Raw genomic sequence first — 17,470 nt, 5'->3', positions numbered from 1 at the left:
CTGTTTTGCCGGCTCAAGAACTGGCGGCGCATCGCCACCCGCTACGACCGCCTCGCCCGGAACTACCTGGCCGCCCTCGCACTCGTCGCCGTCGCCTCAGCATGGACCTGAATGGGTTCCCTACCTAGTACGCCTGGAGATGATGAGACTGCGTTGGCGGCTTCTGTCGCTTGCGGCTGAGTGCGGCGGCAGCACCCAACATAACGGAACGGGAAGAAGCCGAGCCAATGCCTTGGCGTGCTGGTGAGCCTAGCTCATGCTGACCGCAGCGATGGGCCTGTGAGCAGACAGAGACAGTCTTGTCTCTTGTTGACGACACAGCCCGTCAGCGCCTCGACCAATGGCTTCAGCACACCTGACTTTCCGCCTGGGGCTGCCTTGGGGCTGCCTTAGAAGTTGAAAGCCCCGCTTAGAGATAAAGGCGGTTCATTAACCTATTGATATCTCAAGAGAAGGTGGTGGAGCCGATCGGGATCGAACCGACGACCTCTAGAGTGCGATTACAGAAGTAGATGTGTCACTCGGCTTTCTCAAACTTGCTTGAGCTTGCGTAAGCTTCTGCACAGACGTGACAAACTGAGTTGGGTAATCTAGGGGTGGCAACAGAAATTGCCTCGTATTGCCGCCTGGGGCTTCCACGGGGCTTCCACGGCTTTGAGTGGGTGGCTCAGAAAGTGAGGAAGCTGTGCCGAAGCTGGGTCAGAAGCTGGTCGAGAATCTTCGGGCTCGGCCGACGGAATATTTTGCCTGGGACGATGATCTGAAAGGGTTGGGGGTTCGGGTCCGGCCGAGCGGTCGCAAGTTCTGGATCTTCCAAGGCCGGCTTCGTGGCCAGCGCGGCGGCGCTACCCGGCGGATCGTCTTAGGCGAAACTGCCGTGATGAAGGCCGAAGAGGCACGTGTCGCGGCGCGGAAGTACATCGCCGCTCTGGATCGAGGAGAGGACCCGGCAGCCGAGCGTGATGCGGCTAAGGCAGACCTTACAGTGGCACAACTGATCGACCGGTGGATCGAGGCTGGTTGCCCACGCGCGAAGCCCGGGCGTATCGGCGGTGCCTTCCTGAAGGAAGCGACGGCCCAGACCTATCGGAGCGGGCTGCGCCACCACGTCGTACCGCTGATCGGGAAGGTGAAGCTCGGTAAGCTGACCAGGGCCGACATCGAGCGGATGCAGCGCATGATCGCCCGTGGCGAGACGGCCGCCGACCCGATAGCGAGCGGCAAGGCGCGCGGGCGCATCGTGCTTTCCGGTGGTGAAGGCATCGCAGGACGAATCACGGCCTACTTCGCGGCTGTACTGACCTGGGGGGTGCGCGAAGGGCTGCTGCCACACAACCCGGCGGAGAAGGTGCACGTCATCCCGGCAAAGCGCCGAGAGCGCTACCTGTCGACGGAGGAAGTCGAGCGGCTGGGCGACGCGCTGGTCGCCGCCGAGGCACAAGGCATGTCGCCGACCTTTGCCCGCGCCATCCGCCTGATCGCACTGACTGGCTGCCGGAAGTCAGAGGCGCTGACGCTGCGGTGGCATGATGTGGATCTGGCGGCTGGCTGCCTGCGTCTGCCGGACAGTAAGACTGGAGCGAAGGTGATCCCGCTCACTACGGCCGCGCGTGCCTTTCTGGCGAGTCTGCCACGGCAGGTAGACGAGCACGACCAGCCGGTGCCGTGGGTATTTCCTGCTGCATGGGGCGGTGGGCATGCGGTGGGGATCACCAAGGCGTTCGACCATGTACGCAAACTGGCGGGCTTCGACACCGACGTGACCTTGCACGTGCTCCGTCATTCGTTCGCCAGCGCGGCGGTGGCGGCCGGAGCGTCGCTGTTCCTGGTCGGGAAGGTGCTAGGGCATAGCAACGCCGCGACCACGGAGCGCTACAGCCATGTGGCACTTGACCCGGTACACGCGGTTGCCGAGCTGGGTGGCCAAAAGATCGCGGCGGCACTCGCTGCTGGGGAAGCCAGGAGGGCCGGGAAGGGCGGGGCTGCCGTGGTCGAATTGGTTGGAGCCAAGCGGCGGCGGCCACATCGATGACCGAAGAAGACTTGTTGGCTTCCTGCTGGGCAGTCCGCGCATTCGACACGCTTCGCGCCATGGCAGCGGCTAGACGCGACCAACGTCATCTAGCGACCCTCAACGAGATCGTGACGAGGTGGAAACAGCGGAAGCCGGGCAGGAACGATCGCGCCGTCATCAACAGGCAGATACGAATGACGGCTCGCTACTGTGACATGATCGAAGCGGAGGAAGAGGCACAGCTGGATCAGTTGCTCGACCGCGTACTCGATCGAGGGGCGGATCCGAAGGCTCGCCTTACCTATGCGTCGAAGGAAGTAGCGGTCGCTATCGTTGATGCTCAGGAGCAGAAGCGGGAGCAGGCGAAGCGACGTGCGGAGATCATCGCTTCGGCGCGGACTGTCGGCGCCGGAAATCGAGCTAATCTTGCCACCCTGGCGACGATCCTGAACTTGACGGACCACAAACTGTTAGCCCCCGGGCCAACGGCTGTGACCGTGGCTGAGGATGGTCGGTTCGTAGAACTGGTCAGTGACGCCCTAGCCGAAATCTCCGGTCGGCAACCGCACCCGCCAACCGTACGTTCTGCAATCAACCGTGCGTTGCAAAAGCGGAAGAATGCACAACCGAAACCCTGAATATCGGACCTCCTTCAGATCAACGGCAAACCACTAACAGTCCTCCCGAGCAATCTCTGGAGAGGACAATCCACTATGCTCAACGAGAACGCATCCGTAGGGGATAGCCGCACCGACAGGCCCCGCTACATGCGCCGCGACGCAGCCTCCGACTACCTGTTCCGGGTGTGGGGCATCCGGCGCGTGCCCACGACGCTCGCCAAGCTCGCCTGCCTTGGTGGCGGACCAAGATTCGTAAAGGCCGGTCGTTGGCCGATGTACCGGGAAGAATGGCTCGATGCGTGGGCGCGGACGCTGCTGGGTGAGAGCGACCGAGCGGCCTGAACCAAGACCAGCCCAAGCGCTGGCTCTCAAACAGAAAGAACACCCGATCCGCTAAGATCGGGCGTCCCGAAAGAACAAAGACAGTGACCATGAGCATAGCTACCTGCATGGGCGCGGGCAATCCCACGCGCTCGCCGTCGTCTTCGGACGGCACCAAAGAGCCCCTGAACCGCATCTCGCTCGTTCCGGTAGGCCGTTCCGGCCGTGGCTGGGCCGGAGGGCGGCCATGACTCGGGACGACGAAGTGAAGTGCAATCGGTTCCTGTCCAGGATTGTTCCCTTGGACAGTCCAGGCAGCGGTTTTGGGTGCGTGCAGCGGGCGGGCGACGACCAGAAGGACTCTCGTAAGATCCGCATGGGGTCGGTTCGCGCGTTCGACACGATTAGCGGCATGTCCGACAGAGCGTCGCGGTGGGAACACGCCACGGGCGACGCCGCCGCTCGGTCGGTCTACTTCGCCCCGGCGACTTTCGACCATGCCGAGCCAGTCACGGACAGCACGGGCAAGCCATACCTGAAAGGTCACCGGGTCCAAGAGCACTTCAAGGCGATCAAGTCGATGTGGCTCGACATCGATCTGAAAGCCCCTGACAAGCCCGCAAACCGTTACGAGACGGCCGAGGAAGCGGTCCAGGCGGTCGATCGGTTCGTGTCGGACACGGACCTGCCGAGCCCGTCCTACATCGTCCACACCGGCAACGGCATCCATGTATATTGGGTCCTGAATGACCCAATCACCGATGCAGCACAGTGGCGGGACATGAATAGCCAACTCCTGGCCGCCGCCGATGCGTCCGACTTGGCCTATGATCCCGCTCCCAGTTCCAACTTGGTCGGCCTAATGCGGGTGCCGTTCACAACCAACCGCAAGGACAAAGGTCAGCCCAAGCCAGTCACTATCGTTCGGGAAGACCCGAACGATATCGTTAACGAGGCTATAACTCAGGCATTGTCGAGGTTTGTGCCCCGCCGCCGTGGGCAGCACACACCGGCCAGTAACAAGCTGGCAGGGTGGGACTTCAACCCGAAGTTGGCCGCGCTGGCGATGAACCAATCGGATGAAGCTCGGGAAGCTTTCAGCGCCGATGACAATCTGGCTGCGGAGATCGAGCCCAGGCCAATCCCGACCGACGCCGCATCTATTTTCGCCGGCTGTTCAGCAATGCGGGACAGCCTGAACACCGCCGGGCGCGCGCGCGGGCGTCGGCGGTGGTTGGCTGAACTGTCAGTGCTGGCTTTCGCCGAGAATGGCCAGGAGTACCTGCACCAAGTCTCCGAGCAGCACCCAGACTATGACCCCGAGGAAGTCGATCGGGTTTGGGCATCCACCCAACAGAAGATCGAAGACAAACGGTTGGGACCAGCAACTTGCGTCACGATCCGGCAGGCGCGCGCGGATGCGGGTCAGCCGGACGTGTGTATAGGCTGCCCACATTGGAACCACAACGGCAAGGATGGCCAAAGTTCTCCTAAGGTACTGGGGCACAAGCCGGTGCCTTTCGCGCCCACAGGTAATGCCAGCGCTGCGGCCACAGCTCACATGCCCACGATTATGCCCGATCCCTTGGCAAGACTATCCGAGGAGCATCGAGCCTTGGTCCTGGCGCACATGGACCTGCCGTACATCGAGCGCGAGCAACAGCGGCATGTGCTCGCAGAGAAGCTCAAGGTTCGTGTGTCGGTCATCGACGAACTATCGAAGCAACTGCAGCCGGTATCGCTCAAGGAAGAACCCGAACCCGCTGGACGAGGTCGGGTTCTCGACCTCCCCGAGCCGGAGCCTTGCCCAGAGCCTGTCGATTTGGCCGAGGTGCTGGCTGAGGTCGTGACGATCCTGCACCGGTTCGTGGACATGCCGAACGATAGCCTAGTCTGCGTGGCCTTGTGGATCATGCACACCTATGTGTTCGAGCATGGGCCGATCACGCCCCGGCTACTGATCCGATCACCTGAGAAGCGGTGTGGCAAGAGCACTCTGCTCGACCTGATCGGCATGCTGGCGCGGAAGGCGCTGACGACCACTAACATCACACCTGCTGCGCTGGCCCGCGTGGTTGAGGCCTGTCGTCCAACCCTTCTATTGGACGAAGGTGACACCTTCATCAAAGGCGACAACGAGGAACTGCGCGGGGTCATCAACTCCGGCCATAAGTTCAATGGCTCGATCACGCGGGTAGTCACAGTCGGCGATGATTTCGAGGTGCGCTGTTTCAGCACCTTCTGCCCGACCGCAATCGCCATGATCGGCAGCCCGCCTGGCACCATCGTCGATCGCTCCGTGATCGTCGACCTGCAGCGGTCTGGCAGGAAGCTCGACCGGCTGCGCGGCGATCGAGAGCGCCAATTCGACACGATACGGCGTAAGCTCGCTCGCGCAGCACTACAGCTCATTCCCACCCTCCGAGACGCGGACCCTCCGATGCCGGCAGAACTTCATGCCCGCGCCTGCGACAACGCCCGCCCGCTCCTGGTGATTGCCGAGGCCATGGGCGATGGCGTCCTGAAATTGGCTTGCGATGCGCTAGTGCAGGCAGCGAAGCGCTCAGGTGAGGAGGACGACAACTCGTTGCGGATCGCGCTGCTGACCGATCTGCATGAGATCTTCGATGAGCATCGCGCGAAGGTGCTGGCAGCCCCGTCCAATAGCAGCAAGGCCCGGACCACTATGGCCAAAGCAGCCAAGGCCAAGGACATCGACGACCCCGACTTCGTGCAGACGTCTGCGATCCTCATGGCGCTGCGAGAGCGCGACGAGCGTCCCTGGGGCGAGGAGAACAGCCGGGACCGCCTAACATCCCACAAGCTGGCACGGATGCTGAAGCACTTCGGCATCCGTGCGACGCGGACGAACTCGTCCCGAGGCTACCGGCGCACAGCGTTCGAGGATGCATGGAAGCGTTATCTGCCGCACGTGCGGGCATGAGCGGCGAGTGATCGCCCCTTTCCCGCGCAGAGAAGCAGAACAGGGTTTCTAAGTGTCACTTCGTCACAAACCCAGTAGTGGTGCAGGTTTCAATGTCTTGCAAGCGTCGCTGAAGATGAGGGTAAGTGGCACTTTGAGAAGACGAGAAACTCAGGGCTGGCGCAAATTTGTGACGGAGTGACGCTTTGAGAGGGGAGCCCCTTTCCGGAGCTGACGAAGGCCCTATCAGTATAGAAGAACAGGTGAAATGAGCGCTTGGCTATCAGTAACCATCACATTCATCGACGTGATTGTGCCCATGGGACCGTTCGGCCGCCTCCCGCTGCTCCTGCCGGGCCGGCAGGCGACACGTGAAAGCCTGTGGCTGCGAGGCTGGTCATGAGCCTGCACGACTTGGCCCGCCTCATCGACCGGCTGCACGAGGCGCGATGCCGCGTGGCCGGCACTGAATACCAAGCGATCGCACGTCGCTACGAACGCGCGATCCACCTCATGCGAGCTGCTGCGGCCGAGGAAGCCGGCCGGATGCATGGTTGGGCCCTGGTGCCTGGGGCCACAGGCCTCCCGGTCGAATCGACTCGTGTGCCACGCGCTGCGCTGGCCGAGGCAGGGATACCGATCGTGGATGTCTATCGTATCGGGCCGAAGGCGATGATCGGCTGGGCGCATCTGCGTAGCCTCGACGAGGGAGCTGCTATCTCCTTGTTCGACAACTTACGGAATCTTGGGCTGGTGATCGCCCCGCCCCTCCTCCCGGGCTGGTACCCGGGTCACCTCCCCTGGCTGATTGGGCAGTCCGAGCTTGTCGGACGGGCGGTCCGGCAGATCATTCATGGAGGCCGCTCATGAAGCGCAGCATGCCACCGCCCGCTGGCCTGCCCTGGCGGATCGATCTGCCGGCCCTCGAAGGTGATCAAGACGGTCATATCCGCTGGGACGGCCGGTGCTGGCGGGGTTGGGACAGTTGTGGGTGCTGGATTATCGAGCCTCCGGGACGCAAGCGCGTTGCGTTTCGCACCCGTCACGATCTTCCGGGCGGGAAGGTGTTCGAGCGAATCTGCTCTACCTTCGAGGAAGCTCTGACGCTGATCCGGCGATACGTCGCCTTCAACGCGTTGACCCTGGACCGCTACGCCTCACATGACCTGGGTGATGCGATCGTGGTCCTGGCGATCTCCAGCAAGCAGGATGCGATCGACCCTATGCAGGACGTGGAGCATGCCCAGCGCGTGATCTTTCCAGCCCACCCAAACGCGCCAATGTGGTTGGAGGCCTTCATCGGCCGTCCGGTACGTTGGGATGATCGCGATCTCAGGGCGGCGCTACGCACCTTCCTAGGCGATCCCACCTACGAAGGAGGCGAGGATTGGAGGCTAACCGAGCGTCGTGAGCTTGTACTGCCTGAATTGCACTTCCATCGAACAGCACCGTGCTGACAGCGCTTAGTAACATGCTGCCATGAACGAGCACCTGCACATCGAGCGCGACCTGACCACAGTCGATCCGCCAAATTTAGAAACTAACACCTGAACCTTGTCCTCGCTCTGGGCTGGCAGCTTGCGGACGGCCTGGCTAGGTTTGCTCTCGACCAGTGCAAACGGCACTTCGTGCTGTCGTTGCCGAGCCGTGTGTACATGAAGCCCGACCGAGGTCAGATCCAGGCCAGCCAGCTCTTAGACGGCTTGAGTAGGCGCCTCGCGTCAAACGGCTCCACTACTGCGCCGAACGTTCGGCCGTGCAGGGTGAGCCAGCAGGCATAGGCAAGCGCCATCGCGAGATCATCGTGCCCGCCACCAACAATTACTTCCTTGCCCGACTGCCTACGCTCGACCGACAGCTCGGTCAGCTCCGCTCGCAGCGCTGCCACCTCGGGCTCGTCCTCTACGGCAGGCAGCACCAGGCGACGCGCTCGTCCCAGAACCCCGATGTCGGCGAGTAAAGGCGTCCGCCCTGCATGCCACACCTTGAACATGGCGCTGCCAATACTGGTCCCAATTGGGACCTCGTGGCGCATCGGGTCATGTGAGGTCGCCGACGTGACCTTCAGGCCGATCAAACCCTCACTCGGCACTACCGAAGTCAGCAGTGCCGCCAGCGAAGCATCGCTCGACACGTCTAGGAGTACCAGTGGGTCACCGCAGCCCGCGCTGCGGTAGGAGCCAGCAAGGCCCGCAGCAAGGTCTAGGATCGCTCCGGGCGCGATCGGCGGCACCAGGGCGCGCACGGCATCCACGACCAGGGCCGGTGCACCGTCCAGGAGCACGAGCCGCGCAGCCACGGCAGCGGCGCGATCTCGCGCAAGCGCTGGATCAATCGCAACCACCGAGCCAAGAAGTGTCGACCAATCGGCGCGCGTGAACGACGTGATCTGATGCAGATCCGAACGGGTCGGCATAGCCGGGCTCCTGACTGAAAAGGCTGTCGATCGTGTTCAGGTCGAACAGGGGCGTGCCCGACTGGCGCGAAAACGTCAGCTCATACTCCCTGGCATAGGCTTCGGACCCGAGGGAGCGGCGTTCGGCAGCCAAGAAATCTGGAGCTAGCACACCCGTGTCATCCGGCCGCAGCCGTACCACCGGCATCGAGCCCATGAGCGGACCCTCGGCAATTTCCCAGAAGAAGCCGGCGGTCATCCACGAGGTCGACAGGAGCACCAGTCGCGAGCGTGGGAAACGGGCCCGCAGCGGCCGGGCCGCTCGATAGAGTTCATCTGAGACGCGCGCCGCTTCGTCGATGATCACCGCGCCATCGACGGAATAGCCACGGATCGAGGCATCGTCAGTGCCCGGTAGACCGACGACCCTGCCGCCACCCTCGATCTCCAAAGAGAAGGCATTGTCCACCGTGATTGTACTGCCCGCCTTCAGGACGTTTTCGCGGGTCCGGCGAATCAGTTCCGCGCTCTGCCGCTGGGTAGGGGCCAGCACAACGCTGGTCGAGCGGCGCTGGACGATCTCGTGGGCAGCAATGATCGCGGCGGTAAAGGTCTTGCCGGCCTGCCGGTGGATCAGCACCGTCAGCTCGCCCCGACGGTCGGCGATGTCCTGCTGCCAGTCCGCCAGATCCAGGTCGAGTACGTCCCTAGCCCAGTCCGACGGCGACAGGCGCCAGAGCAGCGCCTGGGCCGGGTTTCTGGGTTCGGCGGCGACTGCCGCTACAGCACGGCGCCGCATCAGCTACACGTCCTGGGGCGACTGGCGGGCGCGCCAGGGCCGCTTCCGGCCACAGGATCGACGTTGGTTGCCTCCTCGCGCAGCGCTGCTAGAAACGAGGCTCCGGCGCTACCGGTGAGCCGCCCCTCCAGGCGCTCGGCCAGCGCACCGAGGTCCAGGTTCACGCCCACCGCCACGTTCACCTGCGCAGGCTTCGGCGCGCCGACGACACCCGCGATCTTGGCGAGCCGCTCGACGCCATCCGCGAGTTGCTTCAGCGCGCCGAGCTGCAGGTCAAACCGGGGGTTCTCCGCATCCCGCAGGCTATCCAGCACCTCGCGCACCTCGGCCTGAACCTGTCTAAGCTCGCCCACCAACTCGATGCGTGTCGGCAGCTCGATTAGGGCCGCTGCATGGCTGACCGGCTGAGCCGAACCTTTCGCCGCGACCACCACGCCGGCGCCTGGGGCTTGAGGAACGGCTCGGACATCCAGGCGCGGAATTGAGCCATGCGTCATGTGCCGGTGCATCTGGTAGCGGCTGAAGCTGAACTGCTCAGCGACCTTGGCAGGTTTCTGCCCTTCGGCCAGCGCGCGCACGATTTCCGCCAGCCTTGGCGAGTTGCAAACTGCACAGGGTGGACCGCGTCTCATGATCCAATGCTAGCACGTTGATAGCAACTGTGCGAGATGTGCGGATTAATCCACGCGGGTCATGAATACCGCGCAGTACCCCCAATCAGAGGGGGCGGGGCACCCCCGTTGGGCAGATGCCCCCCACCTTCCGTTTTTCAAAGTAGATATCCATCAAGTCCAAGAGCACCGAACTTGGTCCCTCCACCTACTTGGTCAGCCTCTGCGTGTAAGAGCATTGACGACGCAGGATGAGAGGGAAACAAGCTCGTTGCTTTTTAATCATACGTCCGCACGTGCAAGCGAGGCAGTTTTTGTGTCATAGACATAGCTAGTGATTGTACCGTCTCTGATCTTTTCGATAGCTTCGTCAATTACAAAAAGCGGCACGAGAAACCATTCACGCGGAACGATCGGTCGCCCAAAGCGATCCATGATTTTGATATCCAGGCGGGCAGGACCGAAGATCCGGTGAATTAAGTTCTCCAGCCTAGTTCTGTTGATATTGTACAAGTCATAGGTCGCGACGATTTCCACATCTGCCATCAGGAACGTCGGATCAAAGCGGGCATTGCCGATGCGCCGCCTGATATCGCCGCCGGTAACACCGATCTTGTGCAGTAACTCACGATGAGTAGCTACGATGGGATGATCTGATTTGCTTCGAAGTACATAAATGGAACCACTCGTGTCATCGTCTTTCTCGCCCTGATCGGCGAACAGCGGCCCTGCAGAAGGGTCGACTATTCGCCTGCCAGATTCATCTTTGTAGAGGGCACGCTGAAGCGACCGTAAAAGCAAATCACTTTCTGTTCCGTTTGAGTATATTACTCTTAATCGTGCATCATTTTCCCCATTTGGGGCTCGTAACATCTCGCCTACTTCGGCAACATAGACGGTTTGCCCACCGAGTATGAAGAACTGCCCCGCTTTGATTTCTGCTTTGAGAAAACCTGCTTCCTTAACGAACCGTCGGGTTGTGCGCAGGCCGCTCTTGAGGTCGTTCTGCACCTGCTCGAACAGCGACTTGAAGCTGTCGAAATCCTCACATTTCTTGCGGTTGGCGATCTCCTCGGCTGCACGCTTCTCCGCTGCCGACCGGACATGCCGAAGTTCCATGATATCGGCCGGCCCAGCGGCGTCCACTCCCAGCTGCGCCAAGATCTCATCGTCGTCGAGGTCGTCGGGGACGATGGCCGGGACAGGTTCCCGGCCCGTCAGAAGCGCTTGATGGTCGAGCGGCTCCAGTACGTTGCGGCAGTCGGCCAGCGCACGCAGACGATCTAGGCGCACCGCATAAAGGCGCTCGAAAATGTCGCGGTCTTCGCCGTGCTGTGGGGCGCGGCCGTGCAGTTCGACGAAACGCTGAATCTCCTCGAAACCGGCAATGACGCGTTCCTCGCGCGGCGTCTGGGTCGAGTCCTTCTTCGCCTCAACCTCGACGCCAAGCTCTTCAAGAAGCGCGTCATCTTCGTCGGTGAATGCCTTAGCCACGCGCCGCCTCCGCCTTCATGCGTTGAAGGAAGGCCACGCCCTCGGCCATGCGCTTCTCCCAGGCATCGGGCGAGGTGATCGAGGGTAGCCGGCCGCGCTCCTGCTTGAACTTCAAGGCCCGTTTGGCAAGCTCCCGCGCCTCCTCGATCGTGAGATTGACGCGCTTGGCTCCGATCGCGGCAGCGACCTGCTTCAGGCTATCCTCGCTCATGGTCTTGGCGAGGATGGCATAGGCTTCGCCGAACGGATTGATGCGATCGATCAGGTCGATGTCCAACTCGCGTACGTCCATTGCGAACTTGCGGACGCCTTCGACAAAGGCTGTGTTCGCGCTCCTGTCGCTGTCGCCCTCGGCCCCGCTCAAGACAGTTTCCTTGGCCTTCTGCGTGAGGTTCAGCGCAGCGATGGCGTGTTGGCGCACGGCCTCCTGATCTTCCTCGTCCAGCTCGGGAAACTTGTCTTTAACGATCTTGCCCATGCGGAGCTGGGTCAATTCCTCCGGCACTAGCTCGGAGTCGAAAAGCCCGCGCTCGATCGTCGTCTTGTCCTGTACGAAGGCGGCGATGACCTCGTTCAAGTCCTGCTGACAGATGCGCTGCGCCTCCTGGCTCTTTGGCGCAACGAGCCCCTTGATCTCGATCTGGAACTGTCCCGTCTCCTCATTGAAGCCGACATTGGTCTTGTTGGGATCATAGCCGCCTTCGCCGTAATCGAAGCCGGGCGTCGGCCCGCTCTCCAGGTTCTTGGGCTTGAACTCGAAGCGCGGCGCAAGCACCTGCTCCATCAACAGACTCGCCGCGATAGCCTTCAGTGTGTCGTTCACGGCTTCGGTTACGGCTTCCTCCGAGGCATCCGGTTCGGCGATCAGATTAGTGAAACGTGCACGGGTCTTGCCCGGCGCGTCACGCGTAGCGCGCCCGATGATCTGCACGATTTCGGTGAGGCTCGACCGATAACCGATCGTCAGCGCGTGTTCGCACCAAATCCAGTCAAAGCCTTCCTTTGCCATACCGAGCGCGATGATGATGTCCACATGGTCGCGATTGTTCTTTTGTGCCGGGTCTTTCAGTGCGGCGGACACGCGATCGCGCTTGGCGGGGTCGTCGTCCACGAGGTCGGCAATACGAAGGATGCGTCCGTCCCGAGTCTTGATCAGTTGAAAGCCGGTTGCCATGTCGGGGCCCTGCCATTCGCCCAACTCGTGGAGGATGTGCTCCACCTCCTTGATCTTGTCCCCCATGCTTTCGCGGGAATTGACGTTCGGGATGTGGATGATGGTCTTCTCAGCCGGAGAGAGCACCTTCAGGATGTCGTCGGCATACGGGCCGTTGTAGAAAAAATAGCCAATGTCGAGCTGCTTCAGATACTCGTAGCCGTTGAGCTGCTCATAGTAGGTGTAGGTGACGGTATCGAACTTCGACTCGTCCTGCGGAGTCAGCACCGCCTCGGCATCGCCCCGGAAATAGGAGCCTGTCATCGCTACGATATGCACGCGGTCGCGGGCGATGAACTGGCCCAGATGCAGGCCGAGCTTGTTGTCGGGGTTGGCGGAGACGTGGTGGAACTCGTCAACGGCAATCAGCCGGTCGTCGAAGGCTTCCACCCCGAACTTGTCCACCGCGAAGCGGAAGGTGGCATGGGTGCAGACCAGCACCTTGTCGTCGCTTTTCAGGAAAGCCCCGACTGAGCCCACCTTGCCGCCGTTGTCCGCGCCGGGGGCGTTGCAGAGGTTCCATTTCGGCATGACCGTCCAGTCGGCCCAGAAGCCGAACCGGGACAGTGGCTCGTCGTTGAAGCTCGCGCCGATGGATTTTTCTGGCACCACGATGATCGCCTGGCGGAGGCCCTGATTGCGGAGCTTGTCGAGCGCGATGAACATGAGCGCGCGGCTCTTGCCGGAAGCCGGCGGCGACTTGATGAGAAGATACTGCTCGCCTCGCTTTTCATAGGCGCGCTCCTGCATCGGCCTCATGCCGAGAGCATTGGCCTTGGTCGAGCTGCCGTTGCGTGCGTAGGTGACGGAGACGGAGGGGATGGATTTCTTCTCGTTGGTCATGCACGCGCCTCAGTCTTGCGTTTCTTCGCCGCGCCGGGTGAGGCGGCCATTTTGGCGTAAAGCTCGAACAGCTTCTCCAATCGCTCGGTGTCGTTGCGGAACCGACGGCCGATATAGATGCGCTCAAGCACCTCGTCGTTGTGCTCGTGGGCCTCGCGCAAGTCAGCGGGCATGTTATCGGGATCGTACATATCGGCGATGGTTGCCGGAAAATGCGCCTCGCGCGCTAGTAGAATACCCTCGGCACAACGAGTTAGATCAGTCTTGTTCTTCTCGGTGAGCATGGGGACGGGAAAGGTATTCCAACCGAGAGTGTTGGAATAGCGATAGCGGTTTTCCAGCTTGCCGCAGACGGTGGCGATCCAAACGAGATGCAGGCGTGATGCGATCAGCGCCATGTTCCAGAGAGGAGCATTGTAAATGACGGATGCAAGATTGGAGACAACTGTATGATAGCTAGTTATCTCGCAAGGCAAATATCTCCGTCGTTCTGAAGAGACATTTGGAACAGCAATGGCCGCATGGCTGCTATGGGGTGCAAAAACGAAACGATGAGGTGTAGCCGCATTGTTATTGGCCTGCATCCCCTCGCTATCTGCTCGCAACTGGCGAACTTTCTCAAAACGAACGCCGAATTCTTTGATTTTTCTAGCCTCTTCGAGTTCTGAATCCTCTACCCAAATACACCAACGACCTCTGCCGTTGATGAGCTCTCGCGAACCGACATACCGCTTAATAAAACGTGCAGCATTCGGATCTCTGGCCACGAGCCGGCATTTTTCCTCTGTGGATAGCATCAGGTTGCCGCCGTCAGTAGGCTTATTTCCTGAATGCATATGCCCAATATCTGAGAGAGCACGAGCATTCTTCCTGACAATCACTGTATCGGTGGCAACCAAATAAGGGCTGATATTAGGGACGCTTCGTACACTTCCATTATCAAATAGCCTCCTTTCTTTAGTGAAAATTGCCGACAAGCCAATAATGACACAACTAACTGTCGCTTTATTGCTGGCGAGATTGCTCCAAAGGAAAGACGTGTGCGCAAAATAGATGATATTTTTCTCCTTGAATATGAGCGGCCATAGCATTGCGACTTGTTCGCCTTGCGTAACAGAATTGGTTGTCACAAATGCACTTGAGGAGCCCGTTAATCTGTTAAATTGCGCTGCCTTAAGAATAAACGCTGCAACATAATCCAAATCTTTATAGCTTCTAAGAAGAGGGAGAAAAATATGTGCCATATCCTCCTTCTGGAGTTTCGTCTGGTTTACACTGCCCTGATATGGAGGATTGGCGCAGAGGTAAGTCTCGCCCCCCTCGTTCTCAAAATCGATTTGCGCTTGATCTAGTGGTGTATGAAATAGATCATCGGCGTGATACTTCACACCAGTTCCAGCGGGCGGGCAGATGCTCAACCAGTCTAGCCGCAAAGCATTGCCGCAGGTGATCCAGTTTTCAGCATCGAGCGGCAGAAAATCCTGCAGAGCCTCCTTTTGACCGCGATAGAGCACGTCGCACTGGTACTCTGCAATGATAAGGGCCAAGCGCGCGATCTCTGCGGGGAAGTCCCGCAGCTCAATTCCGCGAAAATTAGTTAGGGGAATCTCGCTCCGCCTGTCTCCCTCGCCACGCCGTTTGTTAATCTCGGCCTCGATCTCTCGCATCTGCTTGTAGGCGATGACCAAAAAGTTGCCGGAACCGCAGGCCGGGTCGAAGACTCTGATCCGCGACATGCGCTTGCGCAGATTCAGCAACATGCGGGGATTGTCGTTGGCCTCCTCCAGCCGCGCGCGTAGATCGTCAAGGAAGAGAGGATTGAGCACCTTTAGAATGTTCGGGACGCTCGTGTAGTGCATTCCGAGCGTGCTACGCTCCTCGTCTTCCGCGACAGCCTGGATCATCGACCCAAAAATGTCCGGGTTGATCTTTTTCCAGTCGAGGCCACCAATGTGGATGAGGTAGGCACGCGCCATCTTGCCGAAGCGCGGAACGTCCATATTGCCAGAGAAGAGGCCGCCGTTCACATAGGGAAACTGGTCGGCCCAGCGAGGGATGTTCGCCGCTGTACGCTCGGCGCGCTTCATGTTCATCGCACGGAACAGCGTGCCGATCACCTCGTGGGTGTTGGACGAGTCCTTCGCGCTCATCTGCCCGACGATCGAGGTGAACAGGAGCGGCTTGCTGAAGATGTCGGTGTGTTCGGCGAAGAAGCAGAAGATCAGCCGCGCCATGAAGTGATTCATGTCCGGCCGGCGCTCGGCCGTTCCCCATTCTGGATTGTCCCTCAGAAGCTCGACATAGAGCCGGTTCAGCCGGCTCGTCGCGCGGATGTCGAAGGAGCTCTCACGGACCTGCTTGACGGTGGTGATGTCGGCAAGGGGCAGGAAGAAGCCGAAATGGTCGGGGAAGTCGGAATAGGCACACGCGACCGTCTCGCCCGATGCCAGATCCTCAGCCTCGAACGTATCGCCGTCGGTCGCCAGAACAAATTTTGCTTTCGCCCTGGCTGTTGCCGGGCTGGCCTTCAGCGCTGCAAAAGCCTTCGTGACCTCGCCGGCGGCGGCAACCATGATATGAATGTTATTGGTCTGAAGGACGCCGCCTAGGTCAGATTTGTTCGACTCGCCCTTGCGCAGGCGTTTGAGGGTCGTTTCTTTATTGCCAAAGGCCTGAAGGAAAGCGAACGGGAACTCATCGGGGTCGAACGGGCGCTCGGCAAGAGCGGATATGGCCTCTTCGATTTCAACGGCGTTCATGTGGACCTGACCCAAGATATATCAGCACATCTGCGGAAAAGCCGCATTTCGTCCGGTACATACGCTGTATTATGTTACCCCACTCCAAGCGGCTCGATGATGTCGCTCATGGCCAGCCCGTCGAGATGAGCCTAGTTCTTCTCAGCCCTTGGGCGATCGCCATGACCAATCCCTAGCTGCGATCACGTGATCTCACTAGTCGCACCGCTGTCTCAGGGCTTTCAGGTTCGGCCTTGAAGGCGCGGGACTCAGGCCGGAACAGGAAATGTCCGGTCATGGCCGAGTTTGGAAGCTGCGTTCATGCGCTCCCGACTTAAACCCTCACCCGAGGCGCGACGCTGCGGCAGAAGTTCAGACCGATGGTCTCACGCCAGCCTTCCGGCTTGGTCCGCCACTCCCGCCATGCCTGATCGACCTGCCGATGCCAGCGCGGCGCCAGGTACACCGGCACATATTCGCCGGACCGCTTCTCGCAGAGCCAATGATCACCCCAGCCGATGATCGGCACCCCCATGAGGTGCATGGGGTGGCTCGACACCATATCCTGAAGCCACAGGCCGATGTCGATCCAGACGACACCGCCTTCGCCATCGTCGTAGGCGCATCCCGCCCATCGATCGGCAGGGCCGCCGATGAACAGCGGCCCGACCTTCGACGCCTCGACGATCTGGTGAACGAGCTCAGCCACATACCCCTCCGGCCGGACTGATGGCAGGACGTAAGGCCGTCGAGCCTCGGCAGGTAAAGGGGTACGGGATACCGCCTAATGGATGCAACGGAATGGCTGAGAGCAGACGTCAGGCACCCGCATCTCCCGCCTGGGGCTTCCACGGGGCTTCCACAGCCATCAACGGTCTCATCAGAGAACTATCGACAGGAAGCTAAATCTTTGAATTTGCAGGCTTCGGTGGTGGAGCCGATCGGGATCGAACCGACGACCTCTAGAGTGCGATTCTAGCGCTCTCCCAGCTGAGCTACGGCCCCTCACCGGGCGCGGGGTATCGGGCATGGGCGGCGGGCTGTCAAGCAGTCATGGCGCGGGATCGGCGCCGGCGCGGTGAGCGCGGGGTCTGGTAAGGGCGGGGCGTTCCGATATGATCCGCGCGCACCCGGCTGATGGGTGCAGCGTGGACCCTTGGGCCTGGCAGGACGATGTACGCACTCGCGAACCTGATCGATACCGCGGTCAGCATCTATCTCACCTTGCTGTTCGCCGCGGTGATCCTCACCTGGCTCGTGCAGTTCAACGTCGTCAATCCGCGCCAGCCGCTGGTGCACACGATCGGCACGTTCCTCTACCGGATCACCGAGCCGGCGCTGGCGCCGATCCGGCGGGTCATGCCCAATCTGGGCGGCATCGACATCAGCCCGGTGATCCTGATCCTGCTGATCCATTTCGCCCGCAACCTGATCGTCTACGACCTGCTCCTGCCGATGGCCTATCGCAACGAGATGCAGATCGTCCCGGGCGGCTGAGC

At 60.7% G+C, this 17,470-nt stretch carries 14 protein-coding genes, 1 tRNA gene and 1 pseudogene; 8 read left to right on the top strand and 8 right to left on the bottom strand.

The window, feature by feature from the left end; translation table 11 throughout:
- The 7 genes and pseudogenes from HLA95_RS22675 to HLA95_RS22645 form a co-directional block, all read left to right on the top strand.
- A pseudogene (locus tag HLA95_RS22675) lies at positions 1-111 on the top strand (IS5/IS1182 family transposase); the annotation flags it as partial.
- Between the two features lie 574 nt (positions 112-685).
- Positions 686-2,032: a site-specific integrase gene (locus HLA95_RS22670; protein ID WP_191057874.1), complete on the top strand. Its 1,347-nt coding sequence runs from the start codon at positions 686-688 to the stop codon at positions 2,030-2,032.
- The gene (locus HLA95_RS22665) at positions 2,029-2,652 is read left to right on the top strand and encodes a hypothetical protein (RefSeq protein WP_191057875.1); all 624 of its coding nucleotides are present in this window, start codon (positions 2,029-2,031) and stop codon (positions 2,650-2,652) included. Before HLA95_RS22670 ends, HLA95_RS22665 begins: the two co-directional genes overlap by 4 nt.
- Positions 2,653-2,727: 75 nt before the next feature.
- Positions 2,728-2,976, top strand: coding sequence for a hypothetical protein (locus HLA95_RS22660; RefSeq protein ID WP_222184611.1), 249 nt, complete (start codon positions 2,728-2,730; stop codon positions 2,974-2,976).
- A 226-nt stretch (positions 2,977-3,202) separates the two neighbouring features.
- Positions 3,203-5,899, top strand: a complete 2,697-nt coding sequence (locus tag HLA95_RS22655) for a DUF3631 domain-containing protein (RefSeq protein ID WP_191057877.1) — start codon at positions 3,203-3,205, stop codon at positions 5,897-5,899.
- A gap of 378 nt (positions 5,900-6,277) precedes the next feature.
- Complete coding sequence (locus tag HLA95_RS22650) at positions 6,278-6,748, top strand: hypothetical protein (protein ID WP_191057878.1); 471 nt, start codon at positions 6,278-6,280, stop codon at positions 6,746-6,748.
- Entirely contained in the window at positions 6,745-7,335 is a 591-nt protein-coding gene (locus tag HLA95_RS22645) for a hypothetical protein (RefSeq protein WP_191057879.1), read from the top strand. The genes HLA95_RS22650 and HLA95_RS22645 overlap by 4 nt, the downstream gene beginning before the upstream one ends.
- A 215-nt stretch (positions 7,336-7,550) precedes the next feature.
- Here HLA95_RS22645 and HLA95_RS22640 read toward each other — a convergent pair whose 3' ends face one another.
- The 8 genes from HLA95_RS22640 to HLA95_RS22605 all read right to left on the bottom strand — a co-directional run bounded on the left by HLA95_RS22640 (position 7,551) and on the right by HLA95_RS22605 (position 16,976).
- The gene (locus HLA95_RS22640) at positions 7,551-8,294 is read right to left on the bottom strand and encodes a hypothetical protein (RefSeq protein WP_191057880.1); all 744 of its coding nucleotides are present in this window, start codon (positions 8,292-8,294) and stop codon (positions 7,551-7,553) included.
- Positions 8,209-9,072, bottom strand: coding sequence for a terminase large subunit domain-containing protein (locus HLA95_RS22635; RefSeq protein WP_191057881.1), 864 nt, complete (start codon positions 9,070-9,072; stop codon positions 8,209-8,211). The genes HLA95_RS22640 and HLA95_RS22635 overlap by 86 nt, the downstream gene beginning before the upstream one ends.
- A complete protein-coding gene (locus tag HLA95_RS22630; RefSeq protein ID WP_191057882.1) occupies positions 9,072-9,650 on the bottom strand; it encodes a hypothetical protein in 579 nt (192 codons plus the stop codon). Before HLA95_RS22630 ends, HLA95_RS22635 begins: the two co-directional genes overlap by 1 nt.
- Before the next feature lie 315 nt (positions 9,651-9,965).
- Positions 9,966-11,177: a GIY-YIG nuclease family protein gene (locus HLA95_RS22625; RefSeq protein WP_191057883.1), complete on the bottom strand. Its 1,212-nt coding sequence runs from the start codon at positions 11,175-11,177 to the stop codon at positions 9,966-9,968.
- The gene (locus HLA95_RS22620) at positions 11,170-13,233 is read right to left on the bottom strand and encodes a DEAD/DEAH box helicase family protein (protein WP_191057884.1); all 2,064 of its coding nucleotides are present in this window, start codon (positions 13,231-13,233) and stop codon (positions 11,170-11,172) included. The genes HLA95_RS22625 and HLA95_RS22620 overlap by 8 nt, the downstream gene beginning before the upstream one ends.
- A complete protein-coding gene (locus HLA95_RS22615) occupies positions 13,230-15,992 on the bottom strand; it encodes a class I SAM-dependent DNA methyltransferase (protein ID WP_191057885.1) in 2,763 nt (920 codons plus the stop codon). Before HLA95_RS22615 ends, HLA95_RS22620 begins: the two co-directional genes overlap by 4 nt.
- A gap of 313 nt (positions 15,993-16,305) precedes the next feature.
- Positions 16,306-16,680, bottom strand: a complete 375-nt coding sequence (locus tag HLA95_RS22610) for a hypothetical protein (protein ID WP_191057886.1) — start codon at positions 16,678-16,680, stop codon at positions 16,306-16,308.
- Between the two features lie 220 nt (positions 16,681-16,900).
- Positions 16,901-16,976: transfer RNA gene (locus tag HLA95_RS22605), tRNA-Ala, on the bottom strand.
- Between the two features lie 168 nt (positions 16,977-17,144).
- On the opposite strand from HLA95_RS22605, the gene HLA95_RS22600 reads away from it, so the two are divergent.
- Positions 17,145-17,468 carry a YggT family protein gene (locus tag HLA95_RS22600; protein ID WP_191057887.1) on the top strand — a complete coding sequence of 108 codons (324 nt, stop codon included), beginning with the start codon at positions 17,145-17,147 and terminating at the stop codon, positions 17,466-17,468.
- Positions 17,469-17,470 lie beyond the last annotated feature (2 nt).

Origin of the sequence: Geminicoccus harenae, assembly GCF_019800005.1 — a bacterium.
GTDB classification, from domain to species: Bacteria; Pseudomonadota; Alphaproteobacteria; order Geminicoccales; family Geminicoccaceae; genus Geminicoccus; species Geminicoccus harenae.
The sequence above is the reverse complement of the archived record's forward strand: the minus strand, read 5'-3'. Positions and strand labels throughout refer to the sequence as shown.

What these genes read in the sequence shown, in the direction of transcription:
- HLA95_RS22615 (WP_191057885.1), bottom strand. Translation starts at nt 15,992, where the DNA reads ATGAACGCCGTTGAAATCGAAGAGGCCATATCCGCTCTTGCCGAGCGC.
- HLA95_RS22660 (WP_222184611.1), top strand. Translation starts at nt 2,728, where the DNA reads ATGCTCAACGAGAACGCATCCGTAGGGGATAGCCGCACCGACAGGCCC.
- HLA95_RS22620 (WP_191057884.1), bottom strand. Translation starts at nt 13,233, where the DNA reads ATGACCAACGAGAAGAAATCCATCCCCTCCGTCTCCGTCACCTACGCA.
- HLA95_RS22635 (WP_191057881.1), bottom strand. Translation starts at nt 9,072, where the DNA reads ATGCGGCGCCGTGCTGTAGCGGCAGTCGCCGCCGAACCCAGAAACCCG.
- HLA95_RS22640 (WP_191057880.1), bottom strand. Translation starts at nt 8,294, where the DNA reads ATGCCGACCCGTTCGGATCTGCATCAGATCACGTCGTTCACGCGCGCC.
- HLA95_RS22665 (WP_191057875.1), top strand. Translation starts at nt 2,029, where the DNA reads ATGACCGAAGAAGACTTGTTGGCTTCCTGCTGGGCAGTCCGCGCATTC.
- HLA95_RS22600 (WP_191057887.1), top strand. Translation starts at nt 17,145, where the DNA reads ATGTACGCACTCGCGAACCTGATCGATACCGCGGTCAGCATCTATCTC.
- HLA95_RS22650 (WP_191057878.1), top strand. Translation starts at nt 6,278, where the DNA reads ATGAGCCTGCACGACTTGGCCCGCCTCATCGACCGGCTGCACGAGGCG.
- HLA95_RS22645 (WP_191057879.1), top strand. Translation starts at nt 6,745, where the DNA reads ATGAAGCGCAGCATGCCACCGCCCGCTGGCCTGCCCTGGCGGATCGAT.
- HLA95_RS22655 (WP_191057877.1), top strand. Translation starts at nt 3,203, where the DNA reads ATGACTCGGGACGACGAAGTGAAGTGCAATCGGTTCCTGTCCAGGATT.